Source organism: Aliisedimentitalea scapharcae (genome assembly GCF_045277565.1).
GTDB lineage: Bacteria > Pseudomonadota > Alphaproteobacteria > Rhodobacterales > Rhodobacteraceae > Aliisedimentitalea > Aliisedimentitalea scapharcae.
The window spans coordinates 53,529-76,242 of record NZ_CP123584.1 but is presented as its reverse complement, the minus strand read 5'-3'; the positions used below and the strand labels follow the sequence as shown (position 1 = coordinate 76,242).

The window sequence follows — 22,714 nt, the reverse complement described above, 5'->3', positions numbered from 1 at the left end:
GTTTCAGGTCAGAAACTTGAACCAAATTCATAACGCCCTTGACTGAGAGTCAGTTACTGAGTCATGTATGACACAATGGGGTGATTCGCGAGATACAGCGGTTCACCCCTTTTTGTTGGGGTTCTCCCATTTCTGAACACAAGTGAATGCCAGCCCGGCTATTTGGGCCCAGCGGGTGGAAAGCCCGCAACCAACCGCCCTGGCTCACGCTGGGGCTTTTTGTTTTCAATCAACAAGAGGCACTGCCCGGGCGACCGGAGGTGAATTCGCATGGCCTATCTGAACGACAGTGTATTGGATAACGGCCTTGCTTGGATCCAGACCAACGGAACGCGGATCGACATCTGTTCGCAGGAGCCGACCACCTACACAGAGGCAACCAGCACCCATACTCTGGGCAATGATACGGTTTCAGTCGTGGCACCTGCCGATTATGCGCCGGACGGACGAAAAGTCACTGTCAGTGCTGTTTCTGAGGCCAGCGTGACAGCAACAGGAGATGCCAGTCACTGGGCAATTACAGATGGATCATCGGTATTGATTGCGACAGGAAGTCTTTCGGCCACTCTTGGTGTTACCAGCGGCAATCAGTTCAATCTGGCCGCCTTTGATATCGTCATTCGAGACGCTGCCTAATGCCTGCCCGATATTGGCGCATCCATATTACCAGCGGGAACGGTCCCAGGCCGCAACTGTCAGACATTCAGATGCGAGCAACCCCCGGCGGCGCGGATCAAACGTCTGAGGCTTACGCAAGCGCATCCTCTGTTTGGAACGGCAACTCTGCGGAAAGAGCCTTCGACGCATCAACCGCGACTCGCTGGTATGCCGAGGCGGGGTATCCCTGTTGGATTCAACAGGACTTTGGTGTCGAAACAACGGTTCAGGAGGTCTATCTTAGGTCCTTGCTGACAAGTGTGGCCCCGGTAGGCTTTGATATTCAAAAGTCTGACGACGGGGCGACATGGGAAACCACCGATTCTTATTCAGTCGCCTCATGGCCCTATGACACGGGCTATGAGTTCGCCGTTACTGACGCTTCCGGACCAACGGAACTGGTTGCGAATGGCCTGTCTGTGGCCCCCTCCCTGGGCTCACCACACGCTCAGCTTATTCAATCGCTTCACCCAACTGGGTTTTGGGTTTCACCAAAACTGCCAGCTGTGCAGATCACAGTTGATCGTGAAATTCGAATGACAGCGGCTGGTGTCTGGAACAATCCGACGGTCCGCGGGGACTGGGCTGTTCATCTACTAAACGGAATTTTTCGGGCGACACCGGTAGAAGCCGCAATTTGGCCCGCCACTCCAGCTGTGCCGGGTGACTGGCAGGAGGTCGCAGAGCCCGGGGTTTGGGCGCAGCACTCAAAAGCAGCCGAATGGCCACACCACACCGCCAACGCTCACTGGGAGGATGTTGCATGACCTCAATTTACGGAACAGACAGCCTGACGATCGAGGTCCCCGTTACCGAGAGCGGCAATGCCTATGACCTGACCGGGTGTTCCATCGCTGCGGTTTGTAAAAACGGTGCGTCAGCCCCCATTGCAGGAACAACCCAGATCACAAACGCAGCGGGTGGTGTGTTCACTGTCACATATGCGGCCGGAACGTTCCAAGGGGCCGCGGGCACCTATGACCTGCAGTGTCGGGTCACAAACGGTGCCGAGGTTCAAACGGTCCTAGCCACAACATTCACGGTTATTGCCGCAATCACTGTGTAGAGGCTCGAAAACCATGCCCCCCAAGAATAAAGGCGGTCGGCCTCGTATCGATGTCGATCTTGAACAGCTGCAGAGCCTTGTCGAAATCCAATGCACCGCGGAGGAATGCGCCCATGTCATCGGCTGTTCAGTGGACACGATCGACAAGCGTTTGAAAGAAGCAGGAGAAGAGGGTTTTGCGGAGTACTATAAAAGGCATGCCTCCGGGGGAAAGGTGAGCCTACGCCGGGCACAGTGGAAGTCGGCTATGGGTGGTAATGTCACCATGCAGATCTGGTTGGGCAAGCAGACGCTCGGACAGACTGACAAATCCGAAACCGAAGTGACATCGCCAGATGGATCAATGACCCCGGTGAGCCAAGTTGTCACCTTCCAGCTGCCAGACAATGGGCGCGGCTAGTAGGATCATTCGGCCACAGGAGGGACCGCAGACCCAATTCCTGGCAAGTTCGGCCGACATCACGATCTACGGGGGCAGCGCAGGTGGCGGTAAGACCTGGGGGCTGTTGATGGAGCCACTGCGCCATGTCAGCAATGGCAGGTTTGGCGCGGTTTTCTTTCGACGCACAACAACTCAGATCACCAACGAGGGTGGTTTGTGGGATGAAAGCGCAGAGCTTTACCCGATGCTCGGGGGAATGCCCCGTAGTCACATGCTTGAATGGCGGTTTCCATCGGGGGCCAAGATCAAGTTCACGCACCTCGAGCATGAGAAGACGGTTCGAAATTACCAAGGCGCGCAAATACCGCTGATCAACTTCGATGAGTTGACGCATTTCTCGGAAAAGCAGTTCTTCTACATGGTCAGCCGGAACCGTTCCATGAGCGGTGTGAAGCCATACATTCGCGCAACCTGCAATCCGGATGCTGATAGCTGGGTGGCCCGGTTTATCGCATGGTGGATCAATCAGGACACTGGTTACGCGATACCCGAACGGGGCGGGGTGCTTCGCTGGTTTGTCCGGATCGGTGATACGATCATGTGGGCAGACAAGCCGCAAGATCTGGCACACCACACGATGATTGACGAGAACGGCAACAAGGTGCCGATCCCGCCAAAGTCTGTGACGTTCGTTCCCGCCAAACTGACCGACAATAAGGAGCTTATGTCGGCTAACCCGGAGTATATGGCCAACCTGATGGCCCTGAGCTTGGTCGAACGGGAACGCCTTCTGGGTGGAAACTGGAAGATCCGGCCAGCCGCGGGACTGTATTTCCGGCGGGAATGGGTGAAGCCGATCGAAGCAGTGCCGGCGGGTACAAAGTGGGTCCGAGGTTGGGACTTGGCCGGAACGCCAAAAATCGAAGGCAATGACCCGGATTGGACCTGTGGGAACAAGATGGGGCGAACGCCTGATGGTCGGTTCATTGTCGGGCATCATACCTATGACCGACAAGGCCCGGCTGGTGTCGAGCGGTTGGTTCAGAACACCGCCGAACAGGATGGACGGGCAACAACAATCAGTATCGCTCAAGATCCGGGGCAAGCGGGCAAATCACAGGTCACGAGCTACCAGACCAAGCTGCTCGTTGGCTATGACGTTCGATCAAGCCCAGAGACCGGCGACAAGGTGACCAGGTTCAGCCCTTTCTCTGCTCAGGCCGAGGCTGGGAACGTATTCTTTCTGCGCGGAGCCTGGAATGAACGGTGGCTGTCGGAATTAGAGGGCTTCCCAGAGGCCACACACGACGATGACGCGGACGCAACCAGTCGCGCATTCAACACATTACTGAACATCAGCAACTTCAGTTGGGAGGGTGCTCTTTGACCAAGCCGCATTTCCGCCGCACGGCAACCGGCGCGACTATCCCCATGCGTGATGGCCTGCGCAATCTTGTGTCCGGCATGGGGACCGACCGGGACAAGGCGTCTCACTCGTTCTATTCGCTGGATCTCCTTTCGGATGTTCAGATCGAATCCGCATACAGAACTTCGAAGCTGGCACAGAAGATTATCGATATGCCGGCGGAAGATGCCGGGCGCGAATGGCGAGAGTGGCAAGCCGAAGGCGCTGATATCTCAAAGATTGAGGCCGAAGAGAAGTGCCTGAATACCCGTGGCAAGCTGATCGAAGCGCTGCGCATTGCCCGTTTCCGCGGTGGTTCTGCCATCATGATTGGAACCGGTGACACGGATACCGAAGAACCATTGGACCCGTCGAAAATGGGCAAAGGCGGCCTGAAGTATCTGACAGTTCTCAACAAAGGGGAAATCAACCCGGAGGAAATCCAACGCGACCCGCGCGAAAGCGGCCACGGGCGGCCCGAGTTCTTTTCGATCACTGCGGCTGATACCAACCTGCGCATCCATCATTCCCGACTGGTCCTGTTTCGCGGGCCAACGGTGCCGGGTCATTCGCAGATCACCGGCCAATGGTGGGGCGATAGCGTTTTGAACGCGGTGCTGGCCCAGGTGCAGCGTGACGATGGGGCCGCTGCCAATGCGGACAGCCTTTTGTTCGAGGCAAAGGTCGATGTTCTCAAGGTGAAGAACCTCACCGAGAATCTGCGCTCCGGTGGGGAGCAATATGAAAAGTTGCTTTTGCAGAGGTTCCAGCTTGCAAGCCTGGCCAAGGGCATCAACGGTGCATTCATCCTTGATAGCGAGGAAGAGTACGAACAGAAACAGGCGTCCTTTGGCAGTGTTCCGGACCTAATGGATAGGTTTGCGCTGCGCGTGAGTGCTGCTGCAGAAATCCCCCTGACCTTGCTCTATGGCCAGTCACCCGGCGGATTGAACGCGACTGGTGATGCTGACACTCGCGGCTACTACGACCGGGTGAAAGTGCGGCAAACCCTCGATGTCGAACCGGAATTGACCATCCTGGACGAATGCCTGATCCGTTCGGCCTTGGGCGACCGCCCTGCGGATGTTCACTACAACTGGAAGCCTCTCTGGCAACCCAGTGACAAGGAACGCGCTGAAAACGCCGACAAGCTGATGACTGCGGCGGAAAAGATGGAACGCTTGGGGGTCCCCATTGAGGCTGTTGTCAAAGCAGCTGTGAACGCGGCGACTGAAAGCGGCGCATTCCCGGGCCTTGAGGGGTATGTCAAGGATGCGGGTGGCTTTGATGGTGACAACGAAGAGAATGAAGACCGCGACGACACCCTGAACGCCGCCGATGCCGCGCCCCGAACCTTGTACATTCGTCGCCCGGTTCTGAATGGAGACGAAATCCTAGCCTGGGCAAAAGGTCAGGGGTTCAAAGCCACTCTGCCAGCCGATGACCTTCATGTGACAATCGCATTTAGCCGCGAGCCTGTCGACTGGATGAAGGTGGGTGAAGCCTGGGACGAAGAGATCAAGGTGAACGCGGGTGGTCCGCGCTTGATGGAGCGCTTTGGCGACGCCCGGGTGTTGTTGTTCGCATCATCGCACCTGTCCTGGCGTCATGAAGAGACCAAGCGGGCCGGGGCCAAATGGGATCATCCGGAGTACCAGCCCCACGTCACCATTTCCTACGCCGCAGATGCCCCGGAACTGGACGAAATCCAGCCTTATACCGGGGAGATCATCCTTGGGCCCGAGGTGTTCGAAGAAGTGAACCCGAAGTGGTTTGAAGGAGTGAAGGAACAATGACCGAGCAGCGTTTCACAGATGCGGCCACCCTTAGCGGGACACGAAAAACGGATGACGGCTACCTTGTGGCCGAAGCCTTTGCTGTCCGTACAGGTATCCAGAGTTATACCGGCGCGGAGGTGGGCCTTGCTGACAAAGGCGTGGTGCGCGTCTGGCGTCCAGAAGATGAGGTGAGAGCGCCTGATAGCCTTCGGACTTTCAGCCATGCCCCTGTAACGCTGGGCCACCCTGAGAAGGTAACGGCGGACAACTGGAAAGATCTGGCCAAGGGAGAGGTATCGACCGAAGCCGAATGGGACGGCAACAAGATCAAGTTGCCCCTGATCGTCAAAGACGCCGAGGCCATTGCAGCGATCGAAGGTGGCACTCGGGAACTATCAGCCGGGTACACATGTTCCCTCGAATTCACGGATGGTGTGACGCCTGGTGGCGAAGCATACGACGCGATCCAGCGAAACATCCGGATCAATCATCTCGCCATCGTGCCGAAAGGCCGGGCGGGTGGCGAATGCCGCATCGGTGACGGTGCGGATCAATGGGGCGCAAGCCCAATCATCCCGAGCAGGAAAAAGGAGGACACCATGTCCGATGCTCTCAAAACGGTGGTGCTGGGCGACAAGGCGGCGCAGGTCGCGGCCTCTGATGCCCTTATCATCGAACAATTCAAGGTCGATACGGCCAAAATCCTTTCGGATGCCGAAGCAGCCCATAAGGCCGCCATCGATGCCAAAGACGAAGAAATCGGCACTTTGAAAGCCGATCTCCAAAAGGCCAAGGATGCCCAGCCAGATCCGGCCAAGTTGGACAAGATGGTGGCTGACCGGGCGGCGCTGGTCGCTACCGTGGCGAAGATCGCCAAGGACGTGAAGCCGACCGGTCTGTCGGATGCCGATCTGCGCAAAGCAGCGGTAGCGGCCAAGATGGGGGACGAGGCGATCAAAGACGCTTCGGACGCCGAGGTTTCCGGGATGTTCAAAGTGATCGCAGCCGACACCAAGGAAGCCGACCCATTCGCTGACGCGCTGAAAACCGGTGTGATCACCACCACAGCCGACATGTCCGTCGCAGACCAGGCCTATTCCGAGAGCCTGATCGACATGAACAACGCCTGGATGGGCGAAACTGCAAAGCAGGAGGCCTGATCAATGGCTGTTCAAACCAATTACTCCGACAATATGGCGGCCGCCTTTCTGGGCATGATCGCAAACACTGAACCCAACACCCTGATTTCCCGGGATGTTGAGCCAGCGGCAGGCTTCGGTTTCGCTGTTCCCGTCATTCAGGGCACCGCTGACAATCAGTGTGGTGCCGTGGCCGCGGCCTCTGATCAGGTGATCGGAATTACGGTGCGTGACCAATCGGTAACCGACGACAAGTTCGCGCAATACGAATCCGCGCTGCTAATGCGCAAGGGCGTGCTGTGGGTGACAGTCACTGATGCTGGCGGTGTCTCTGCTGGTGAAGACGTATGGGTGCTGGTTGCCGATGGCACGTTCTCCAACGCAGATGCAGGTGGTAGCGCCTCCCTGAAACTGGCCGGGTGCCGCTGGGAAACCAGCGCTGCAAACGGTGAACTCGCGAAAATTCGCGTCAACCTGGATGTCCCGGCTGTTGCTGGCACCGCTTAAGAAAAGGGTCTGAACAATGAATGCAATGACCACAAAACAGTTCAATGATGCCATGCAGGCCTCGTTGGGCTTTGCGCAAAATCAGACCTCGCACATTGAGGCGGGGGTGTATCGCACCAAATACCCCGAACTGAACTATGCTGAACTGATCCCGGTGGACACGTCGTCTGGCGAGTTCGTGAAGTCCGTCACCTACTATTCGATGGATGGAGCGGGCGAGGCTGACTGGCTGAATGGCAACGGGAAGGATGTTCCCATGGTTGGCGCGCAGATGGCATCGCACGAGACTGCGGTCCATAGTGCCGGCATCGGGTATGGGTACGGCTACGAAGAAGTGAACCAGGCTCGCTTGTTGAGGGTTGCCCTGGATGGTGAGAAGGCCCGGATCGCTCGTCGTGCCTATGAGCAGATGGTCTACACCGTCTCGTTCGATGGCGATACGAAGAAGAACTTCGAAGGGCTCTACAGCTATACCGGTGTCCCTCAAGTTTCGGTCGCTGCAGATGGCACAGGTTCTTCGACGCTCTGGGCCAACAAAACGCCGGATCAGATTATCCGGGATGTCAACGACCTGTTGACGGGGGTTGTTACGGCGACCAAGGAAACCGAGCTGGCCGACACGTTGATCCTGCCCACCGAGCGGTTCAATTACATCGCCTCGACGCGCTTGACCGACACCAGCATGACCATTTTGGAGTTCATCCAGAAGGCCAATGTGTACACGGCACAGACTGGGCGCCCGCTAACGATCCGCGCAAAACGGGGCCTATTGACCAAAGGCGCGGGCTCGACAGCCCGGATGATCGCCTATCGTCGGGCACCGGACGTGTTGAAACTGCACATTCCGATGCCGCACCGGTTCTTCCCGGTACAGGTCGAGGGTTTCCAGTTCTCCATCCCGGGCATGTTCCGATTGGGTGGCCTGGATATCAAACTCCCCAAGGCGGTCAGCTACGGCGACGGCATCTAAGCGATTGGCGGGGCCGGGTTCTCCGGCCTCACCCCCCTTAACAGGAGGAACCATTATGGAAGTTCGAAACACCACAAAGGGCGATTTGGGGCTGGGGCAGGGCTACGTTGTCCCGGCTGGCGGAACGCTGGAAATTGATCAGGACGTCTTGGAACAACTGGCAAACAGCCCGGTTGTTCAGGCATGGGAAGAAAACGGTTGGATCGTTGAAGTTGAAGACAAGAAACCGTCTCTGGAAACCACCCGCGAATCCATCGCAGAGATGGGCAAAGCGGAAATGATCGAATTGCTCGAAGCGCACGGGGTCGAGGTCAACAAACGCCTGGGTGAAGAAAAGCTGCGTGAACAGGCGTTGTCAGTCGTTTTCATTGGAGCCTAACCAATGGCAGTAACCGTCACAGACTGGATTGCATATGCAGCGGCGCGCGGGGATGTCGTTGAGGATGACGCAGCCAGTGCGTCGGCTCTGATCCGGGCCACTGACTACATTACATTTCACCATGTGAACCGGTTCATGGCAGGATATGACGCCACATCGCCGAATGTTGATGAGGCAACCTACGAGGCGGCCAAGCTGGAATTGGCCACCCCGGGCTTTTTCTCCAAGACCTTCACTCCGGCAGAGCAAAGGGTGCTGGTTGAGGTGAAGGGTATCAAGTGGGAACGCGTTGGCGACGCAACTGGTTCAGAAGCTGCAACGCCGGTCAGCACCAAGATTGAGGCGATGCTTTCGCCCTACATCAATCGGGTGCCGGGAGCATTCACGGTATGAGCGCAGGTAGCGAAATTGCATCAGAGATCGCCGCAGCGCTTGCAGAGGCGGGGGAAGCGGTTGGTAACGGCCCACTGCTCTGCACGCTGCGAAAGCCCGGCTCAGGCGGCCCCACGTCGCCGCACGACGCAACCCCGGAACCTAACCCGACCCTGCATGAGCTGACTGCGATCGAGGACAACAAGCACCTACGGGACAGATCAGGTGCCCTGATCGGGAAAACCCTCCGCACCCTGACCGTGAACGCCACCGGGGCCGTGCCGCAGAAGGGCGAGGAAATTGCCGTGGGGGTTGCATCGGTGGATGTCACCGTTGACACTCGGTTCGACCTTATCATGGAAGTGCGGCCCGTTTCGCCCGGTGGGGTCGCTGTGATGTACGAGCTGGATTTGGAAACCTGACTGACCTGACCGAAACCCATCGATCCCTTTACGCGGATCTGGAAAGCCCTTCGCAGGCTTACTGCGTTGCACGTCACCTGCAGCTTGGCGATCTGCACAAGGCTGAGACGGTCGCAGCATTTCCGCGCGAAATGTTCTTCCGCCCCGATCAGGACATGATGATCTCTTTCTATTGGGGTCTGTTGTTTGGGCTTGCTGCTCAAAGCTGATCTCTAACCCGACAATCTGAACCCTAATCAGGGAGGTCCGCATGGCCACCCAACAATCCCGTTTTCGCGATATGATCCGAAAGCTGGAACCAAAGATCCGTCGCGCGTTTGAAGATGCCTTGGCCAATGCTTCAACTGCAGTTGACGAACGCCAGCTGGTGAAGCTGATCGAGGCGGGCCGGATAGCAGAGGCCGCGGAGATCCTGCGCATTGATCAATCCTACCTGTGGCCGCTTCACGAGGCCCAAAGGGCGGGGTTTGTCTCCGGGGGGCAGTTGGCCGAGGAAATCGGCAATCGGGGCCTGCGCGGTGTCTACGCCTTCAACGGGGGGCATGAACGGGCCGAAGCTTGGGTGCGGGAACGTGGTGCCCAGTTGATTCAGTCGATCTCAGAGGAAAACGTGCAAGTCGCCCGCCGCGTGATCGAAACTGGATTGCGGGAAGGTCGGTCTTCATTGGCCGTAGCCCGCGAGATCACCGGGCGGAAGGTTGGCAAGCGTCGGGTCGGTGGGTTCCTGGGGCTCAATTCGGACCAGACCGACCATGTTTTAAACGCCCGCTCGATCCTGTCCGACCCAGACCGGATCCGGGATTATTTTGTGAAGGACAAAAAGACCGGGCGCTGGAAGCCGCGATACAAGCTCAGTGACCGCCGGTTCGATAAACAGGTGATCAAAGCCATCAAAGAAGGCCGCGCGATCAAGGGCAAAGAACTGGATCAGATCATCGCCGCGCACAAATCCAAGGCGCTCGGGTACCGGGGCAAGGTGATTGCCAAACAGGAATCCAGACAGGCCATTGCTGCAGGGCGTGAGGAAGGCATGCTGCAGATCCTTGAACGCCCGGATGTGGAGACTGTCACGGCCCGTTGGCAACACAACCGGTCCAAGGAACCGCGCCAAGATCACTTGGCAATGGATGGCACAGTGATTGAAGTGGGAGAACGCTTTGAGTTTCAGGACGGAACAAAGATGCGCCACCCCCACGATGAGAATGCGCCGGCCAAACACACCTTGGGCTGCAACTGCATGGCGTTCTATCGGGTGCGGGTGAAACGGGCCCCTTCTACCCCAAAAGCGCGGTTCAATTATGAGAACTTCACCCCGTTGAGAAATCACGGGGAAGCAGAGAAGTTCGTAATCTCCTCCGGTATTGCAGAAGTTGCGAACCTGAAGGGGATATCGACTGCAGCATTGAACCCAGGGCTTCGAGCGGCTCAGGAAGTGACAGAGCGGTTTGGGTTGTCACCGTTAGCGGCAGTGGGCCCGTCAACTCGGTTCAAGATGGGGCCGATCCCGAATGCTGAAGCGGCAATTGTCCCAGGCAGGAAAAACGGCAAGAGGACCGCGCTCCTGCACCTGCCATTGCGGTTTGGTTCGAAGTTCGAGGCTGAGAAGCAGCGTGACATAGCCAAGAAGAATGCGCCCGTGTACGCAAAGCAGCGTAAGGATGCTTTGGAGCGGCTCAAAGCAAAAGGTGCCCTGGACAATCGGGTTGAAGAACGTGCGGCAAAAATGGATGAGGCGGACTATAACTGGACCGTCAATATCTTGGCCGATCATGCCGAGCAGAAGCGTTCAACGATCTACCACGAGTTTGGCCATGTCTTGCATCTTATCGATGAGCGCATATCTATTCGGATAGATGCCTTTCTGGCCCAGTCTGATGTCATGAAAAGCGGCTGGCCGCTTCTCGTTTCCAAGTATGGGGGCCAAGTTTCGCATGAATATGTGGCCGAAACCTTTGCGCTCTATATGCTTGGGGAAGAAAACCACTTCCGTATTCATCCGGATTTGTTGAGCATCTACAAGGAGTTCGACGCCAAATGAAAATGACTGCTGATGATCTTTTTGCAGAAGTTTTGAAAGCCCCGCTGTCTGAGCGGCGCGCAAAGGCTGATGCGCTCCTGGAGAAATACACCGGATCCGACAAATCTCTGGTCGCATCTTCTGTTTCTGAAATGCTTGCGCATCAAGAAGATGCCGGTGAATTCGACTTCTGAACGAAATGGGTAAATTTGCAAATCAGGTCCGCGCCTTTGTAGACGTGGCCAAGGAAGATATGCGCTATGTGGCGACCGAAGCCATTCAGGACGTGGTTGAGGCGGCGCAGACAACCCAGCTGGGCGTTACCCGGGGAGCGGATGGTTTCGAAGAGGGTAAAATTCCTGTCGGTCTGACGGCTGATCTGGTGAACTCCCTGACCAGCTCACTGAATGGGGGCGGCGAAACCGAAGGGCCTGATGGTTACACGACAGTAATCGCGAACTTTGATCTTGGTGACAGCATGCGGTTCGCCTGGCCAATGGAATACGCCATGCGGGTTGAACATGGGTTCACCGGCACGGATGAACTGGGGCGCAAGTTCAATCAAGCCGGGCGTCATTTCGTCGGTGCAAATGTGGCCCGGTTCCCTGAGTTTGTCGAAGCTCGGGTGCGAGAGGTACGGGGAAAATGATCAACGAAACCGATATCTCGGATGTTCTCGGGGCCCATCTTGAGGCAATGACCGATGTTTACCCGATTATGTGGGAGAACAAGGACGCCGAGTTCCCAGAGCCGCCCTATCTGATTTATGAGCTGGTGCGTATGCCTTCCATTGATCGAACGCTGAATGGGGACGGAGAGATAAAACGGGGCTACCTGCAGGTGTCTGTGGTGGGCAAACTCAACGAATGGGCCCGGCCAAACGAACGCCAGGGGGATCTGATCGCGGCGCGTTTCAGGAAAACAACCAAGCTGGATGTTACCGGTGGCAAGATCACTATCATGCGGCCGCCATTCGTCGGCCAGGGGTACCGGGACGGGGCGCTGTGGCGTCTGCCCGTGCAAATCCATTACCAGGCCTCTTGAGGCCATTCCCAGCAACTGAAAGGAGGCCCTGATGGGTGATGAAACGGACAAGCAGCCGAAGCCGAAGGCACGGGCAACACGCAAGCCTGCGCGCGTCGACCTGGTGAACCAAAACCGGAAAAACGGTGTACTTGGTACCACTGCCCGAGTTCTGGAAAAAGATATTGACGCTTGGCTGGCCAAAGGCTGGCAGCGCGCAAATCCGGCGGCTGACGCCGGTTAAGAGCCCTCCGCTCGCGGGCTGGCACTTCGCCAAAGCGGGTCTTCCCAACAATCTCAACATGATGCCCCGCGAGCGGGGTCTTTCTGCATGGAAAGGACATACCAATGACCGACAATCACATCGGCAAGACACTCTGGATGGCAACTGCGCTGCCCGCCAGTAATGACACCACCGGGTTTGAGGCCCTGACTTGGGTTCAGGTGAAAGGCATCCAGACCCTTCCCGTGTTTGGCGTCACCCACAGCAACACTGATGTTCCGGATCTGGCCACTGGCTTCACTTCCGGTACCAAAGGGGCGGGATCGGGCCGAGAAAGCCAGTTCACCACCCGCGAAATCTCCGGTGACACGGGCCAAGGCAACGTGAAAACGCAAGCCAATGACAAGGACGGTCTGGTGTCCCTGAAAATCGCTGAAGGCTCTGGCACTGACAGCGGCGATGGTCCGGCACTGGTGACCGGCGATGCCGTCAAATACGCGCAGGGCTACTTGCACAGCCATGAAGAGAACCAGGGCACGGACAACACCCACAAGGGCGCGACCTGCTCGTTCAAGCAGAACAACTTCACAGTTGAAGGCACCGAGCCCGCTTAATTCGCCTCCCCTCGGGGCGGATACAGGGTTGGGGAGGGAGGTGGTTCCGCTTTCCCCAACCCATCAGGAACCTGGAACCAAAGGAATTCACCATGGACATGTCAGTATTCAACGGTCGTAAACGCGCCGAAGACGGTATCTTTCTGCAGCTGCGCCACCCGTTCACCGATGAACCGATCGAAGAGAAGGGCGAACCAGTGGGATTTGTTGTCCGCGGATCGGCGGCACCCTCCGTTCAGGCCCGCCTGAAGGAAATGCAGAAGAAGGTGGAAAGCGCCGACGATGATGAAGACCGGGACGCCTTGATGGAAGCGATGCACAGCGCCCAGATTGAAGGTGCCATGCCGTTCATCATCAGTGCCCGCAATATGGAACTTGGCGACAAGCCGGTCGAGACCGAAGAGCAGATCCGCGAAATCCTGAACATGACGTTCCCACAGATGGATTTTGCCAAGGACGCTGACGGGAACGTTCGTCAAGTTGTGGTCAAGGATGACGAGGGCAATGAAACCCGGGCCCCTCAGTTCGACATCACCAACAAGACGTTTGCCCAACAGGTCATTGACGCGGCACAGGATGGCGCCCGTTTTTTGGGCGAAACCTCGGGCGGCTGATCGACGCGGCGCACCAGGCCGGTTGGCTGGACGCGTGTATCGATCATGGCGACAAAGCGGATCGGCCAAGAGTTTCCCGGGCAAGCGAATACAGGGAGGCGGGAAAGGAGCCGCCTTACCTGCCAATTCATGCCGGCGGATATCTGTTTGATGCCTTGTTCGACGCAGGGCCGCTCAAATCCGACCCAATGCGGGGGGTGGCCTCCCTCGAATGGATGGACATCTTTGCCTACGTCTCTCTGACCGAAACCATATCGGAACCATGGGAAACGCGGGCGGTGCTCTTGATGAGCAAAGCCTATTTGCGAGGGCTGGAAGAAGGCGCGAAGCCTCTCAGCATCATGCCAAGTGAACGGGAGGGGTAAGAGGCATATGTGATACGCGGTATCGGAGGCACCTCTTACCACTACCCGTATCGCAATATGCGTCAGGTGTCTGGGACAATCGAAAGAAACGGTTTCACCCGCTCTACTGGATACCAGTTCTCAAAATCGGAGTGCTGGATTTTCACAACCAATCGACCGTCCTTTTGGATCGGGCCGTCCATGATCTCACCAGGCAGTTCACCCAGGTCACCGTAGAGCGTGACAAGAACCTTGGTGCCTATGGTGAACTGGGTCATGGATTCGATAGCCGGTTTAGGCCGCTGCCCCCTCGTAGCGAGGGATAGACGATACATCGATCTCGCACTCGGTCTTAGCCAAATCAAATTGGGTTTGGAGGTTCATCCAGAACATAGGGGAGGTTCTGAAGAACTTAGCCAGACGCACAGCGGTATCGGTTGTCATGCCGGTTTCTTCCTTAACCAAGCGTTCGATCCGAGTGCGAGGCAAACTCAGTGCCTTCGCCACGCGGCCGGAACTCAAGCCATATGGCTCAATAAATTCAGACTGTAGTATCTCGCCCGGGTGGGCGGCATTCATCATCTTCATGATCGGTTCTCTCCTTCTCCGAGTGAACCAGACTCAGTGGTAGTCGATGATTTCGACATCCTCTGGCCCGTTATCGGTCCACTTGAAACAGATACGCCACTGGTCGTTGATGCGGATCGAGTATTGGTCTGCCCGGTCCCCTGCCAATTTCTCCAATCGATTGGCTGGTGGGGATCGTAAATCTTCTAGCGACGTCGCAGCGCTCAACATGCTTACCTTGCGAACGGCTACTTTGAAGATAGAAGCAGGGAACCCTTTTCCGGGTTTGCCATTTATTACCTGCTCGATCAGCTTGCCAGTGGTGCTCTGTATCATGCGGAAGTATGTATCACGCCAAGATACATGTATCAAGAGGTGATACAAAATAATTCTGACGGAGCCGCCTGAGAAAACCACAGGAGCGGCTCTTGGGCCGCTCTTACCGATCAGAAATCGTGTACTTCAGATCCACTGAATTTGGCCACGCTTCGGTGTCTGGGTAATCGCGAAAAGCGTATCCTTCGAAATAGGTGAAACCTGATGTCACAAACTCGCCTGTTTCGCCATCGTACATCCTGTAAGTGAGTCTTCCCGAAGGACAGGTCGTGGCCCCTGTCATGTAAGGCAGGTTGCCTCGCAACTGCATTTTCCAATCCTCAATCTCACACGAGGCAACCGGCACAAATCCTTCTTCGAGCCATTTGGGAAGGTCGCGCATTAACTCATCGAAGCAAGCCAGCCTAGCGGGATCATCACCAAGGTTTTCCCGTGCACAAGCAAGATAACGCTCGCTGAACTTCAGCTTCAGCTCCATGTCTTCGCCAAAAACTGGGGCGACAGGGACCAATACCAGCCCACACAGGGCACCTAAAAATCTAAACATCAATAACTCCAATCAACCTGTGAGCGAAAGCTACGGGTCTTTTGGCGTTTCTGCAATCTCGGGAGATTGTGCATGAACTTCGCTGAACTTTCCTTTGGGGCCGAAACGCGGGAACTCAAAGACGCGGAAAAGGACCTGGACAAACTTGCCGATGCAGCAGACCGCGCGGATGACGCAGCGGATGATCTTGCAAAAGGAGTTGATAAGGCGGGGAAGGCCACAGATCGCGCACGTCCAAAGTTCAAGGCAGCGGGTGTTGACGCCAAGGCTATGAGCCTCGGAATGAAACAAGCCGCACAAGCTGTTGTCGGAATGGTCACGGCCTATGCCAGCATTCAAACCATCGGCCAAGGCGTCACTATGGCGCGGGATTTCAATTCTGCCCTGGCCGAGACGTCAACCCTGATCAAAGGCACACCGCAACAGATGGCCCTGTTGACAACCGAGGCGCGCCGGATGGGTGTAGCCTATGGTTCTGATGCCGCGGTACAGGTGCGAGGCTTCTATCAAGCGATTTCGGCGGGTGCTGGGACAGTCAAAGATGCAGCACAGTTGCTGGATGCATCAAACCGTCTTGCTATCGGCGGTGTGACAGATGTTGTGACTGCAACCGATGCCCTCACAACTGCCACCAATGCCTATTCAGCGCAGGGGCTGACTGCCCTGCAAGCGTCGGACGCGATGTTTGCAGCAATGCGCGCTGGCAAGACCACCATCGGAGAGCTGTCGGCCAACCTGGGCACGGTTGTTCCGATTGCTTCTTCGGCTGGGGTGTCCTTTGACGAACTGACCGGCGGAATGGCGGCCCTGACCACTCAAGGTCAATCTACTGCCATGGCCGCCACGGGCATTCGTCAAACTATTGCGTCAGTGATTGCGCCTACCAAGCAGGCAACGGATGTGGCGGCCGCATTGGGCATTCAGTTCGATGTGAACGCTCTAAAGGCTCAAGGTTTCTCCGGCTTCCTCGAAAATGTGATCACCAAGACCGGCGGATCTGAGGCGGCCTTGGCGCAACTGTTCGGATCGGTTGAGGCTCTGAACGCTGTTCTGGCGTTCTCAGGCGGCGCGGGCGCGGCATTTAACCAGATCCTTGACGATATGAGCAATAAATCAGGTCTGACTGCTGCGGCGTTCGAGAAGATGAGCAACAGCCTTGACCAACGGTGGTCCAAGGCAACAGCCGCCGGCCGGGATGCTCTACTGCTGTTGGGCAACGCGGCACTGACCGTTGTTGTGCCTGCACTGGAAGCTGTGGTGACCACAGGGGCTTTTGTTGCCGATAACATTGATCTGATCACTGTTGCAGCCGCAGGCTTGGTGGGCACTCAGATCCCGATGATGATTGGTTCTCTGGGAACAATGGTAACCCTAATGGGGACCGCAGCGAGTTCGGCCTACGCTATGGGCGTCGCAGTTACGGTCGCTCTGGGACCATGGGGGCTTTTGGCGGGGTTGGTTGCAGCCGCCGGGGCGGCTCTGATCAAGTTCGGCCCGCAGATGGACACTGCAGAGGTTTCCATGGATGAAGTGCGGGCGGCCCAAGATGCGGCCAACACGCAATTGGCTGCTTTTGCAGCAACTTATGCGCCAATGGCTGGTCAGGCGGCACTCGAAGCTGCCAACGATTATTTCCAGTTGGCCAAAGCAGCCCGGGAAGCTGCCGCGGCTCAGCTGGCGACTATGACTGGTGAAGCCGAACGCGTCCAACAGATGGTCGACAACGGCCATTTGCGCAATTTGACCGTGGAAGAGCAGGCCAAAATGTCTGCCAAACTGCATGGAGCACAATCGCGCCTGACAGTTTCGGAACAGGCCTATCAAAACTCCCTAGTTGCTCGGGATCAAGCCGCCAACCGAGTGATGCAGAACACTGAGGTGATGACGAAAAAGAGCAAGGTGCTCAACAGCCAGATCAAGGTTTCTGTCGACGGAGTGAAAGGCCTGACCGGCGGCTTGTCGAAGAACAAGATTGAGCTGACTGACGCTGCGAAGGCCGCTCAAGCCTATGCTGACAGTTTGCAAAACAATGTTGTCGGTGGGATTGGGAGCGTGACTGATGCCTGGGGGGACTTTGTGGTCTCCGGCTTTGATGACTTTGAGAGCTTCAAGGACGGGGTTCTCAACAGCTTCAAGCGCATGCTGTCTCAAATGATCAGCCTAGCAGCCCGGAACAGGATCATGGTTGGTCTTGGTCTGGGTGGTACCGTGTCGGCTGGCTCTGTTGCTTCTGGTGTTCTTGGCGGTGGTTCCGGTGGTTCCGGTGGCGGTTTGTTGGGCGGTTTGCTGGGGAATGTTGGTTCCGGCTTGCTTGGCGGCGGTAGCTTCCTGGGCGGCGTGGGGCAGGGCATTGGTGGGGTGTTGTCCGGTGGTGGTATCGGGTCCAGCTTTGCCAATCTGGGCGGCTTGGCGACCGGATCTGTTGGCGGTGCTGGCGCGATCGGCGCGGCGTTGCCCGCGATTGGGATTGTCCTGGGGGGCATTGCCCTGTTGTCCAAGGCGTTCAGCCGGAAATATGCCGGCACGGCCTTGCGCGGCACATTGGGCAGCGACGGGTTCGACGGCACCAGCTTTGATTTCTACAAAGGCGGTGCGTTCCGCAGCAACAAGGCGGTGTTCAAGGATGTTCCCGGCGAGGTTCAGACCCTGCTCGACACCGCCATGTCCGGTGTCACCAAGGGGCTGACCTCGGCGGCGGTTGTGTTGGGGCTATCGTCTGCGGCACTGGCCGATTTCAACGATGAACAGTTTACGTTGTGGACGAACGGCAAGGACGCCGCGCAGATCCAAGCCGAACTGAACACGCATGTTGAAGCGGCGTCTGAGGACATGGCTATGCTTGTCCTGGGCACCACAGAGTTCAGCCGGGCAGGTGAGGGGGCAATGGACACGTTGACCCGTCTGTCGGGCGGCCTGAGCGCTGCGAACGACGGTCTGGACCTGCTGGGGCACCGGCTGTTCACTGCCGGGTTGGCTGGCGCGGATCGGGCGTCGCAGCTGGTGGATCAGTTCGGTGGTGTTGAGGCGATGACGGCCAGTGTCTCGACCTACTGGCAGGCGTTCTATTCCGAAGCGGAGCGCAACGAAACGGTGTTGCGCCGACTGCGCGCGACCTTTGCCGATATGAATGTCGCCATGCCCCAAAGTCGGGAGCAATTCCGGGCGTTGGTCGGGGTGCAGGATCTGACCACAGAGTCAGGCCGCGCGCTTTATGCGCAGTTGCTGCAAATGTCGGGCGCCATGGATGAGGTGTTGCCGCAGGTGGCGCAGTTCACGTTGGAGATGACCGGGATCCTGACCACCATTGGTGGCGAGGTCGGGTCGATGATGGATGCCGCGCGCGAGAATGCGCGAACGACCAATTCGGCGGCGAACCTCTGGTATCGCACGGCAACCACCTTGCGGGACTTCCTGTCTGATCTGGTCAATTCGGATCTGACCTCGGCCACCCGTCAACAGGCGCTGGCCGTGAACCGAAACCAGTTCCAGACCGCATTCGGTCTGGCGCGCGGGGGGAATGTGGACGCGGCGCGCGATATTCCGGGTCTGGCCAAGGCGCTGCTGACCGGCGAACTGGCCGGGGCATCTAGTGCCTTGGAGTATCGCCGGATCGCGGCGCAGGTGCAGGGTCAAGTGAATTTCCTGGCTGGCCTGTCCGAACTGGAAGGCGCGAACAAGGATGTTCTGACCACGCTGTATGAACAGCAGATCGACGTTCTGACGAACCTGGGCAACTTCCTGCAACTCGAAGGGCTGACCAATGACCAGATCGGGGCGCTGGATATCAGTATTCAGGCGCTGGCCCGCGATTTTGACGGGACATTGGCGCAGTTCGACACCGCGCTTGGCGGGTTGGAAGGGGCCATTCGTGAGGCGGAACAGTTCAGCTATGACTATCTGAAAGAGCGTCTGAACGTGACGGTGGATCTGTTGCCCACGGCGACGATTTCGCCTTGGATGCAGACGCTGATCGCACAATCCGCAGAGGGGATCACCAGCCACATTGATTTTGTCGTGCGATCGCAGTTGCCCGCGCCTGAAAAGTGGCTGGCGATCAACGGCGCGTCCGAACATATCAAGTCGCTGGACTTTCTGGTGCGCAATCCGCTGGCTGCGGATATGCGTCAACTGGCGCTGGCCACCACGTCTGAGCTGCGCAAGAACGTCCGATTCTTTGTGACGCGGGATCTGGACGCTGAAACCCGTCTGATTGCCCTGACCGGCAACAGCGAGTTGAGCCGCACGGTGAATGTGGCGCTGGACCGTCTGGGGTCGAATTCGGATGCGCTGCGGCTGGCCCTGTCGGGGGTTGGCAATTACGCGGTTGCAGTCACCGGGGCTTTGGATCCGTCGATTTCGGAGGCGGTGCGCCGGATCGTCGTGACCCAATCGGGCGGCTATGCGACCATGATCAGATCGGCCTTTGATCTGGGGGGCGCGGCGCGGCGGATCCTGTTGGCACAGCAGGGGGTTTATGCCGCCAATATCTCGGGGGTTCTGGCCTCGGGGCAGACGCCACAGATCAAACGGCTGTTACTGGATGCCAACACGTCGGCTGCGCGGGCAATCACCATCGCGGCGGTGTTTCCTCAATCGGTCACATCGGCTGAGCGGGCACTGTTGACTGAAACTGGCACCACTACGTTGCGCACCATCCAAGCGGCCGTAAACCCTGGTCGAATTAGTCCGATCGGACTGCGGGTGCTGGATCAGCTGGCAATCGGGCCGGGGCGGGTCGATCGGTCCATTCGCGCCGGCATCCACCACCATAGTATAACCCCGTGGGAAGATCGGTTTCTCAATCAGATTGGCATGGGCCCCGGCGCTGTCGAGCGTAGTATTCGCGCAGGCATTCATAAGCAAAACATCACCCAGTGGGAGAGTTTGTTCTTGGATCAAATCGGCATGGGGCCGGGACTGACAGAACGTTCGATCCGCGCTGGCATCCACGGGCAAAATATCACGGAGTGGGACCGTGCTTTCTTGGATCAGATTTCAGCCGGGGCCGGGGCGATTGACCGGATCATTCGGGGGCGGGTCGATATCGGCGCGCTGTCTGTGCCGCAACGTGCCATCCTGGATGGGATCACCGGCGCGACCACGGGGACAATCACACTGGCCAGCAGCATTGTCCTGGACCCGGAAAACACGTTCCGCAACTGGTACAACAGCGCGTCAACCAATCTGCTGAGCAATCCAATGAACAACCTGCGGGGCGCTTTGGACGCCCTGCGGGGCGAACTTGCGGGCCAGCGGCTGCGAGAGGAACAGAAACAGGCACTGATCAGCGACATCACCGGGGCAGCGGGGGCGTATCAGAACCAATTGGCCAGCAATCAGACCTGGGCGCAGTCTCTGGTCGGGCAGACAAACGCGCTGATGCAGCAGACCGGCACCCAGATCCTTGATGCATCTGGCAATGCGGCACACATGTTTATCGGCCCGGATGGCAAGATCAATTTCAATGGGGCGTCGATCGCGGGCGGGAATACACAGGCCTTTGCGCAATCGTTTTACGGTGTCGGTGGTCTGAATGATCTCATGGCCCGTGCCAATGCCAATATGGGGTTTTCATTAGGCAAAGTTGAAGCGCTTCGCCAACAGGTCATCAGTCTTGGAGGTTACCCAAGTTTCGATGGTGGCGGCTTCACTGGCTATGCTCCCCGTTCTGGTGGTCTGGATGGGAAGGGTGGCTTTATGGCGATGCTGCACCCGCAGGAAACCGTAATTGACCATGCGAATGGTGGCGCGAACCCTATGGTTTCTGAACTTCGTGAACTTCGCCGACAGAATGAACGGATCGAAAAGGAACTGGCAGCGCTGCGCGATGAGCAACGTCAATTGGGTTTGGATAATGCCCGGAACACCAGGAAGTCAGCGAGCATTTTGAGTGAGTTCAAACGGTCGCCCGGCAGCTTGAAGGTGGAGACGACATGAAAGTAATCGCTCCGATGTCCGTCACCGATTCTGAGGTGACGTCAACCAACATCGCGGCCACGGTACATCCTGTGTGGGATGCTGGCACCACCTATGCCGCAAACGATCAGGTCTATATGACGGGCCTGTCAGGCAAGGCATATCGCACGGTGTTTGAAAGCCAGTTGGGATCCAACCTGGGCAATGATCCCTCAGCTGATGACGGAACCAACTGGATTGAAATCGGCGCAACCGATCGGTTCAAACCGTTCGACCGCAAAATCGCCGATACCGTCAGCAAGGCAACATCGATCACGTATCAGATTACGCCATCGTCGCTTGTTACTGGCATCGCGTTCTTCGGGTTGGATGCCGAGAGCGTTCGGGTGCAGATCTATGACGCGGGTTTGACCGAGGTCTTTGATGAAACCCATGACCTCGTTGACGACACAGAGATAGTCGACTGGTTCGAATATTTCACTTGGGACGGCATTTATGACAGTGAGGCCCTGTTCACTGGGGTGCCGGGTTACTCGGGGCATCGTATCGACATAACCATCTCCGCCCCAACCGGGACGGCCAGTGTCGGTCAGATCGTGTTGGGTCGCGTACATAACCTCGGCACCACGCTTGATGGAACTGGAATCGGGAGTGAGGATTTCTCGACAAAAGAGCGAGACACCTTTGGGAACGCAATCCTAATCGAGAAGCCTTTTGCTGACACGGTTGATTTCCAGTTCTCTTTTCCGACCCGAGATGCGCGTCGGATCAAGCGGGTTCTTGATGGCATCAGGGCGACGCCATCTGTCTATTTCGCCAACGACGATATGACCGAATTTGGAACAACGGTGTTCGGGTTCTTCCAGAACTACTCTGTTCCGCTCGGCCATGGCGGAACATCCTTTGCAACACTTGAAATAGAAGGGCTTGTTTGATGCCTTTAGGACTGACGCCTCCCCCCACTGCGCCATCACTATCTGACCCAGGCACCTTTCCTTCTCGGTCTGATGCCTTTGTCGCTTGGTTCTCTACCTTCATCACCGAATGGTCAAACCTGTCTGCCGCTGAGTTCTTCAACGTTCTCGGCACGGTGTCGATGTCGGGGGGCAACCCGAATGGCGCGCTGTTTGAGCAGGGAGCAAATGCAAATGGCAACTATGTTCGTTTTGCCGATGGTACCCAGATCTGTTGGAACAACAATTTTTCCACGGTGAGTGCAGCCGCGGCGACTTGGACATTTCCGGCCACGTTTAACGTGTCCTCATATGCGCCCGCGATCACGGCTATGTCGCGCTTCGCGACGGATGCGCGGATCATCGCCGCCTTGATCGACGGGGGCGGATCAATCAGCTGCTCGGTTCATTCGTGGAGCGAAGCGGGTGCGGACACCGTGTCCCCAGATGTTTCGATTATGGCAATCGGTCTATGGGCATAAG

At 57.2% G+C, this 22,714-nt stretch carries 26 protein-coding genes; 22 read left to right on the top strand and 4 right to left on the bottom strand.

Annotated elements, in window-relative coordinates:
• Positions 1–270 precede the first annotated feature (270 nt).
• The 19 genes from QEZ52_RS00365 to QEZ52_RS00275 all read left to right on the top strand — a co-directional run bounded on the left by QEZ52_RS00365 (position 271) and on the right by QEZ52_RS00275 (position 13,568).
• Positions 271–636, top strand: coding sequence for a hypothetical protein (locus tag QEZ52_RS00365; protein WP_406646890.1), 366 nt, complete (start codon positions 271–273; stop codon positions 634–636).
• A complete protein-coding gene (locus tag QEZ52_RS00360; RefSeq protein ID WP_406646888.1) occupies positions 636–1,424 on the top strand; it encodes a discoidin domain-containing protein in 789 nt (262 codons plus the stop codon). Before QEZ52_RS00365 ends, QEZ52_RS00360 begins: the two co-directional genes overlap by 1 nt.
• Entirely contained in the window at positions 1,421–1,723 is a 303-nt protein-coding gene (locus QEZ52_RS00355; RefSeq protein ID WP_406646886.1) for a BppU family phage baseplate upper protein, read from the top strand. Before QEZ52_RS00360 ends, QEZ52_RS00355 begins: the two co-directional genes overlap by 4 nt.
• Positions 1,724–1,736: 13 nt before the next feature.
• Positions 1,737–2,123 (top strand): hypothetical protein, encoded by a 387-nt coding sequence (locus QEZ52_RS00350; RefSeq protein ID WP_406646883.1) that lies wholly within the window; start codon positions 1,737–1,739, stop codon positions 2,121–2,123.
• Entirely contained in the window at positions 2,110–3,492 is a 1,383-nt protein-coding gene (gene terL / locus QEZ52_RS00345; RefSeq protein ID WP_406646881.1) for a phage terminase large subunit, read from the top strand. The genes QEZ52_RS00350 and terL overlap by 14 nt, the downstream gene beginning before the upstream one ends.
• Complete coding sequence (locus QEZ52_RS00340) at positions 3,489–5,306, top strand: anti-CBASS protein Acb1 family protein (protein WP_406646879.1); 1,818 nt, start codon at positions 3,489–3,491, stop codon at positions 5,304–5,306. The genes terL and QEZ52_RS00340 overlap by 4 nt, the downstream gene beginning before the upstream one ends.
• Positions 5,303–6,448 (top strand): DUF2213 domain-containing protein, encoded by a 1,146-nt coding sequence (locus QEZ52_RS00335; protein WP_406646877.1) that lies wholly within the window; start codon positions 5,303–5,305, stop codon positions 6,446–6,448. Before QEZ52_RS00340 ends, QEZ52_RS00335 begins: the two co-directional genes overlap by 4 nt.
• A gap of 3 nt (positions 6,449–6,451) precedes the next feature.
• On the top strand, positions 6,452–6,934 hold the full coding sequence (locus QEZ52_RS00330; RefSeq protein WP_406646875.1) for a hypothetical protein: 483 nt from the start codon (positions 6,452–6,454) through the stop codon (positions 6,932–6,934).
• 16 nt (positions 6,935–6,950) lie between these two features.
• Complete coding sequence (locus QEZ52_RS00325; protein ID WP_406646873.1) at positions 6,951–7,904, top strand: DUF2184 domain-containing protein; 954 nt, start codon at positions 6,951–6,953, stop codon at positions 7,902–7,904.
• A 55-nt stretch (positions 7,905–7,959) separates the two neighbouring features.
• A complete protein-coding gene (locus QEZ52_RS00320; RefSeq protein ID WP_406646871.1) occupies positions 7,960–8,283 on the top strand; it encodes a hypothetical protein in 324 nt (107 codons plus the stop codon).
• A 3-nt stretch (positions 8,284–8,286) separates the two neighbouring features.
• Positions 8,287–8,676 carry a hypothetical protein gene (locus QEZ52_RS00315; RefSeq protein ID WP_406646870.1) on the top strand — a complete coding sequence of 130 codons (390 nt, stop codon included), beginning with the start codon at positions 8,287–8,289 and terminating at the stop codon, positions 8,674–8,676.
• A complete protein-coding gene (locus QEZ52_RS00310; protein ID WP_406646868.1) occupies positions 8,673–9,077 on the top strand; it encodes a hypothetical protein in 405 nt (134 codons plus the stop codon). Before QEZ52_RS00315 ends, QEZ52_RS00310 begins: the two co-directional genes overlap by 4 nt.
• 250 nt (positions 9,078–9,327) lie before the next feature.
• Positions 9,328–11,115: a hypothetical protein gene (locus tag QEZ52_RS00305; protein ID WP_406646866.1), complete on the top strand. Its 1,788-nt coding sequence runs from the start codon at positions 9,328–9,330 to the stop codon at positions 11,113–11,115.
• A complete protein-coding gene (locus QEZ52_RS00300) occupies positions 11,112–11,288 on the top strand; it encodes a hypothetical protein (RefSeq protein WP_406646864.1) in 177 nt (58 codons plus the stop codon). Before QEZ52_RS00305 ends, QEZ52_RS00300 begins: the two co-directional genes overlap by 4 nt.
• Before the next feature lie 5 nt (positions 11,289–11,293).
• Positions 11,294–11,743 (top strand): hypothetical protein, encoded by a 450-nt coding sequence (locus tag QEZ52_RS00295; RefSeq protein WP_406646862.1) that lies wholly within the window; start codon positions 11,294–11,296, stop codon positions 11,741–11,743.
• Entirely contained in the window at positions 11,740–12,138 is a 399-nt protein-coding gene (locus tag QEZ52_RS00290) for a phage tail terminator-like protein (RefSeq protein ID WP_406646860.1), read from the top strand. Before QEZ52_RS00295 ends, QEZ52_RS00290 begins: the two co-directional genes overlap by 4 nt.
• 31 nt (positions 12,139–12,169) lie before the next feature.
• A complete protein-coding gene (locus tag QEZ52_RS00285; protein WP_406646858.1) occupies positions 12,170–12,361 on the top strand; it encodes a hypothetical protein in 192 nt (63 codons plus the stop codon).
• Positions 12,362–12,465: 104 nt separating this feature from the next.
• Positions 12,466–12,954 (top strand): hypothetical protein, encoded by a 489-nt coding sequence (locus tag QEZ52_RS00280; protein ID WP_406646856.1) that lies wholly within the window; start codon positions 12,466–12,468, stop codon positions 12,952–12,954.
• A 92-nt stretch (positions 12,955–13,046) separates the two neighbouring features.
• Positions 13,047–13,568: a hypothetical protein gene (locus QEZ52_RS00275; RefSeq protein WP_406646854.1), complete on the top strand. Its 522-nt coding sequence runs from the start codon at positions 13,047–13,049 to the stop codon at positions 13,566–13,568.
• Positions 13,569–13,995: 427 nt separating this feature from the next.
• Here QEZ52_RS00275 and QEZ52_RS00270 read toward each other — a convergent pair whose 3' ends face one another.
• From QEZ52_RS00270 to QEZ52_RS00255, 4 genes are all read right to left on the bottom strand, one after another.
• Entirely contained in the window at positions 13,996–14,190 is a 195-nt protein-coding gene (locus QEZ52_RS00270; RefSeq protein WP_406646852.1) for a hypothetical protein, read from the bottom strand.
• A 16-nt stretch (positions 14,191–14,206) separates the two neighbouring features.
• Entirely contained in the window at positions 14,207–14,500 is a 294-nt protein-coding gene (locus QEZ52_RS00265; RefSeq protein WP_406646850.1) for a HigA family addiction module antitoxin, read from the bottom strand.
• A 33-nt stretch (positions 14,501–14,533) separates the two neighbouring features.
• Positions 14,534–14,815 (bottom strand): type II toxin-antitoxin system RelE/ParE family toxin, encoded by a 282-nt coding sequence (locus QEZ52_RS00260; RefSeq protein ID WP_406646848.1) that lies wholly within the window; start codon positions 14,813–14,815, stop codon positions 14,534–14,536.
• 103 nt (positions 14,816–14,918) lie between these two features.
• Positions 14,919–15,362 carry a hypothetical protein gene (locus QEZ52_RS00255; protein WP_406646846.1) on the bottom strand — a complete coding sequence of 148 codons (444 nt, stop codon included), beginning with the start codon at positions 15,360–15,362 and terminating at the stop codon, positions 14,919–14,921.
• A 72-nt stretch (positions 15,363–15,434) separates the two neighbouring features.
• Here QEZ52_RS00255 and QEZ52_RS00250 point away from each other — a divergent pair, with 72 nt between their 5' ends.
• Genes QEZ52_RS00250 through QEZ52_RS00240 form a run of 3 tightly spaced genes read left to right on the top strand, consistent with a single transcriptional unit; the run spans position 15,435 to position 22,713 of the window.
• Positions 15,435–21,299, top strand: coding sequence for a phage tail tape measure protein (locus QEZ52_RS00250; RefSeq protein ID WP_406646844.1), 5,865 nt, complete (start codon positions 15,435–15,437; stop codon positions 21,297–21,299).
• Entirely contained in the window at positions 21,296–22,213 is a 918-nt protein-coding gene (locus tag QEZ52_RS00245; RefSeq protein WP_406646842.1) for a hypothetical protein, read from the top strand. Before QEZ52_RS00250 ends, QEZ52_RS00245 begins: the two co-directional genes overlap by 4 nt.
• Complete coding sequence (locus tag QEZ52_RS00240) at positions 22,213–22,713, top strand: hypothetical protein (RefSeq protein WP_406646840.1); 501 nt, start codon at positions 22,213–22,215, stop codon at positions 22,711–22,713. The genes QEZ52_RS00245 and QEZ52_RS00240 overlap by 1 nt, the downstream gene beginning before the upstream one ends.
• The last annotated feature ends 1 nt before the right edge of the window (position 22,714 follow it).